Consider the following 3,028-nt stretch of genomic DNA (forward strand, 5'->3'; position numbering starts at 1 on the left):
ACACCCATTCGATTAAGTACGCGAAGAGCAAGGCGAGCATGGCCTTGTACCTGACGCACGAGAAGTGCTCGGACAAGGTTCAGTACGACTGGAGGGACGTTCTCGAGTTCGGTGGTGCGAACTGGCACGACTGGTGCAACGAGCTTGAGGACTTGCACGCGATGATGAAGGAGATGCGTCAATACATCATCGCGAACAACGTCTCGGAGTTCTACGAGTTTCAACTTTGGTGCGACGAGAACAACGACATGTGGAGCCGTGCCCTCGACCTCAAGTGTGCGTGGGCAATCGGCAATTTCATCGAGCGCCGGCGCAACGCCATCCAGCAGGCCGCGAAGCTCGACTATGAAAAGCGTCGCGACAACAGCGACGAGACGATTGTGTGAGGGCAGACGGGTCAATGCAGCAATGCGTGACCACGGGGGTGGAGAGTTCCGCGAATGCGGATCTCGGAACCCTCGTTCACGGATTGCGGAATTGACGCGGCGGGCAACCGAATAGACCAGACTTGATTAAGGGTCGATGGACGCTCTGCTCCATCGACCCTTTCCTTGCCCAAGTCTCGACGAAGGTTGATTTGGGGATGCTGCTGCGCGGGGCTTTCTGCGACCCCCGCGCAGGGGGGTGCCGAACCACGAACCCGAACCCTTGGGGGAGTTTGAGGGGGCCTGCCCCCCTCATGCACGCGCCGCCGCGTGTCGCCAAGCCGCAGGCGCGGAGCGACCCTAAGTCGCGGAGAACCGACAGTGGTACACTGTCGGCGCGCCCTCTTTTCCGTAGGTAAAAGGGGAGTGCGTTACCCTTTTGTTCCAAAAAGCCGGGAGGTGCCGCCGCCGATGGGGAAGCAGTACGCAATCCTTCGAGTCCAGAAGTGCAAGGGTGCCGCGATAGGTGCCATGCAGTACCACAACGACCGCGAGCCGGGAAAGCACACGAACCCTGACATAGACCAAACCCGAACCCGGCTGAACCGCGAGATGCGTTCTCACGTCGATTACGAGCGCGAGGTGCAGGCGAGGATTGACGACGGGTATTCGGGCGAGCGCAAGGTGCGCAAGGACGCGGTGAAGCTCGTCGAGGGAATCGTGACGGCGAGTCCCGAGTTCTTCGAGCTGGCGGACGATGACAAGGTGCGCGAGTTCTTCGATGACGCGTACCGGTTCTGCTGCGATGAGTTCGGTGAATCGAACATGGTTCACTTCACGGTGCACATGGACGAGGAGACCCCGCACGCGCATTTCGGTTTCGTGCCGTTGAGGGACGGCAAGCTCTCGTGGAAGGAATTCTTCCCGAACAAGATGGCGCTCGGGAAGATGCAGGACAGGTTCTATGGGCGCGTAGGAGCGCTGTACGGCCTTTCTAGGGGCGAGAAACGCGGGGACGGGGAACCAGTGAAGCGGCACAAGTCCGTGGCCGAATACAAGGCCGAGAACCTCCGTATACAGGCTGAGCTCGACGAGAAGACCAAACAGCTGGAATCGGTGACGGCGGAACTTGCCGTTGTGAAGGATGCCCTCAAAACTGCGCAGGATGCCGCAAAGAAAGCGAAAGACCAAGTTACCGAGTGCGAGACCAAGCTGGATGGTTACGCAACTCGATTCAAGAAGATAAAAACCGAGCTGGCGCAGATTGCCGAAGCCCTGTCGTGGAGGAAGTTGCTAAAGAGGTTCAGGGACAAGCTCATTGAGTTCTCGGAAAACCCGATTTGCTGGGACGCGCTCAAAGCTGGTCGAGATTTCGAGAGCGAAAAAGACGGCAAGCGAGCCGAGCGCGTTCTTGAGAAGGGCGCTCGCGAAAAGCTCAAGGAAATGAACCAGCTTGAAAAGGAGATGGACGAGTGGTCTCCGTTCGATGACGTTGAGGAAGGTCGTGCGGCTAGCAAACGGCTTGAGCTTGAGCGGTCGGGTTTCGCGCCTGACCGCAACTATGATGGGCAGGCGCTTTGATTCAGTATACTAATCGGGTATACTTGCTAGGGAAGAAAGGAGAACGGCAGTGGTCAGAGTACACGGGAACGCCCTCAAGCACGGGCTTACCAGCGAGGAAGTCGCATATGCGTGGGAGAACCCGATTAGGTGTCGGCAGCGAAATGGCACGGACGACCCGCCGCTCTGGATTTCGGTCGGTTCTCTTCCTGACGGGAGGTTCGCCGAGCTGATTGGGTTTATGGATATCGACGGCGTTTGGTGCGTGTTCCACGCGATGGTGCCGCCGACGAAGAAGTTCAAGCGTGAGCTGGGATGGAGGTAGACATGAACGGAATCGTTGCCGAGAACGGCAAGGTCGTTACCGACGAGATGATTGCCGACTGGGAGAGCGCTCTTGAGCGTGACGAGTGGCCTAGCGGATGGGTCAACGTCGGCGAGATTGTCGAGGGTAAGCTTCCGAAGGCGGCTCCGGATACTGTGACGCTGTCGCTCAAGGTTCCCGCTGCCATGAAGCGGGCGCTTGAGAAAGAAGCGAAGGCCGAGGGCAAATCGACGGGTGCATACGCTCGCGGAATCCTCGCGGATGGTCTCATGGCCATAGCGTAAATAGGCAAAAAGAAAGCCCCTCTTGCTTGGCGGCTTAGGGGCTTTTAGCAGACGGTTTAACCAGTCCTTTCTGCAAGGAGAATTATAGCATCATGCCATACAAGGACAAAGAAAAGCAGCGCGAAGCACAGCGCAAGTGGGAGAAGGAGAACCGTGGGGCTGGGAAGCGTCACAAGGTTTGGATGTTCATCTTCTATCCCGATACCGCCGAGGTTGGCTGGCGTGACGAGTGCGATGAACTCGGACTGCCGTTTCTAGTCTCGCCGCTTCACGACAGGGATGTGTGGACGGCTGCGGACGAGCGCAGGAACCCAGACCACATCGAGGGCGAGGTCAAGGTCGCGCACCACCACGGCTTAGTTGAGTACCCACAGCCCGTGGGCTACGACACTGTTAAAGAGGACTTCGCATTTCTGCACACCCATTCGATTAAGTACGCGAAGAGCAAGGCGAGCATGGCCTTGTACCTGACGCACGAGAAGTGCTCGGACAAG

5 protein-coding genes are annotated in these 3,028 nt (G+C 58.0%); all 5 read left to right on the forward strand.

Going from position 1 to position 3,028, the window contains the following annotated elements; genetic code table 11:
- The coding region (locus PMX21_RS09915) for a Rep family protein (RefSeq protein WP_271759282.1) at positions 1 to 386 on the forward strand (386 nt) is incomplete at its 5' end.
- A gap of 450 nt (positions 387 to 836) precedes the next feature.
- Positions 837 to 1,946, forward strand: a complete 1,110-nt coding sequence (mobV, locus tag PMX21_RS09920; RefSeq protein ID WP_271759283.1) for a MobV family relaxase — start codon at positions 837 to 839, stop codon at positions 1,944 to 1,946.
- Positions 1,947 to 1,995: 49 nt separating this feature from the next.
- On the forward strand, positions 1,996 to 2,250 hold the full coding sequence (locus PMX21_RS09925) for a hypothetical protein (protein WP_117843712.1): 255 nt from the start codon (positions 1,996 to 1,998) through the stop codon (positions 2,248 to 2,250).
- 2 nt (positions 2,251 to 2,252) lie between these two features.
- The gene (locus PMX21_RS09930; RefSeq protein WP_155086623.1) at positions 2,253 to 2,534 is read left to right on the forward strand and encodes a hypothetical protein; all 282 of its coding nucleotides are present in this window, start codon (positions 2,253 to 2,255) and stop codon (positions 2,532 to 2,534) included.
- 92 nt (positions 2,535 to 2,626) lie between these two features.
- On the forward strand, positions 2,627 to 3,028 hold a 402-nt coding region (locus PMX21_RS09935), incomplete at its 3' end, for a Rep family protein (RefSeq protein WP_271759284.1).

Source organism: Collinsella aerofaciens (genome assembly GCF_028209885.1).
In the GTDB taxonomy this organism is placed as follows: domain Bacteria; phylum Actinomycetota; class Coriobacteriia; order Coriobacteriales; family Coriobacteriaceae; genus Collinsella; species Collinsella aerofaciens_BA.

What these genes read in the sequence shown, in the direction of transcription:
- PMX21_RS09930 (WP_155086623.1), top strand. Translation starts at nt 2,253, where the DNA reads ATGAACGGAATCGTTGCCGAGAACGGCAAGGTCGTTACCGACGAGATG.
- mobV (WP_271759283.1), top strand. Translation starts at nt 837, where the DNA reads ATGGGGAAGCAGTACGCAATCCTTCGAGTCCAGAAGTGCAAGGGTGCC.